The following is a 1,311-nucleotide window of genomic DNA, read 5'->3' as shown; positions in this document are numbered from 1 at the left end:
GAGCCTGTAAATAATTCTGTGTAACTGCTCGTGGTTTACGCATAGTCTTTCAAGCGGTCTTCGAACTCAATCATAAATCGGTTCATGGCCGCACGCCAATTTCTAATTGGCATTGTCCATTTCTTTGATGCATCAATGATCGCAAGATAAACAACTTTTCGAGCCGAGTCATCTGTCGGGAACAGTTTACGCTTCTTGATAGCTTTGCGAATGACACTGTTGAGTGACTCGATGGCGTTGGTCGTATAGATCGCTTTACGAATGTCCTCAGGGAACGTGAATAGCGTATTGAGATTGTGCCAGTGATTCGTCCACGACTTCGCAATCTGAGGGTATTTCTCGTTCCAGCGCTCACCGAACGCCTCCAGTGCGAGCAAGGCTTCTTCCTCTGTGGCAGATCGGTAAATTTGCTTTAGATCAGCCGTGACCGCTTTATAGTCCTTCCAGACCACATACTTCACCGAGTTGCGTACCATGTGGACGATGCAAAGCTGTATACGTGTTTCAGGGAAGGCGGCGTTTATTGCTTCAGGGAAGCCCTTCAGGCCGTCGACACAGGCGATCAATATGTCTTTAACCCCTCGGTTCTGTAATTCAGTCAGGACGTTGAGCCAGAACTTCGCGCCTTCGTTTTCAGACAGCCACATACCCAGTAAATCCTTATGCCCCTCCATCGTGACGCCGAGGGCCAGATAAATAGCCTTATTAATGACCTGCTTGTCTTGCCTGATTTTGACCACGATGCAGTCAAGGTAAACGATGGGGTAAACCGCATCTAGGGGGCGGGATTGCCACTCGCTTACTCGCTCAATAACGCTGTCAGTGACCTTGGAAATGAGCGTTGGGGAGACATCGGCATCGTACATTTCTTTGAACGTTGCGACGATCTCGCGTGTTGTCATGCCTTTGGCGTAAAGGCTGAGAATCTTGTCGTCCATTGAGGTGAAGCGAGTCTGTTGCTTCTTGACCAGCTGAGGCTCAAAGCTACCGGCCCGATCCCTTGGAGTGTCGAGTTCAAATTGGCCATCTTCGGTTTTGAGTGTCTTTCTGGAATAGCCGTTACGGCTATTGCTCGACTCGGACTGCTGGTGCCGCCCGTAACCAAGATGATCATCCAGCTCCGCATTCAGCGCCGTTTCAACCGTCACTTTGGTGAGCATCTGACGGAAGTCGTTGAGATCACTCTCAGACTTGATTGATTTAGCTGCCTCCCGAGCGAAGGCTTCCAGTTCTTTCTTGTTCATAACTGCCTATCCTTAGCCATTACTGGCTTTCAATGATAAGCAGTTACACAGTTTTATCTACAGTCCC

Annotated in this window: 1 protein-coding gene; it reads right to left on the bottom strand. The window is 49.1% G+C overall.

Annotation, left to right across the window (positions count from 1 at the left end; translation table 11 throughout):
* Window positions 1-35 precede the first annotated feature (35 nt).
* Window positions 36-1,244 (bottom strand): IS256 family transposase, encoded by a 1,209-nt coding sequence (locus O9X78_RS20695; protein WP_269621584.1) that lies wholly within the window; start codon window positions 1,242-1,244, stop codon window positions 36-38.
* Between the last annotated feature and the right edge of the window lie 67 nt (window positions 1,245-1,311).

The organism is Zhongshania aquatica (assembly GCF_027257955.1).
Taxonomy (GTDB): Bacteria; Pseudomonadota; Gammaproteobacteria; order Pseudomonadales; family Spongiibacteraceae; genus Spongiibacter; species Spongiibacter aquatica.
Note: the sequence above shows the minus strand (reverse complement) of the source record. Positions and strands in the feature narration are given on the sequence as shown.

Coding starts and splice junctions, on each gene's coding strand:
- O9X78_RS20695 (WP_269621584.1), bottom strand. CDS start 1,244: ATGAACAAGAAAGAACTGGAAGCCTTCGCTCGGGAGGCAGCTAAATCA.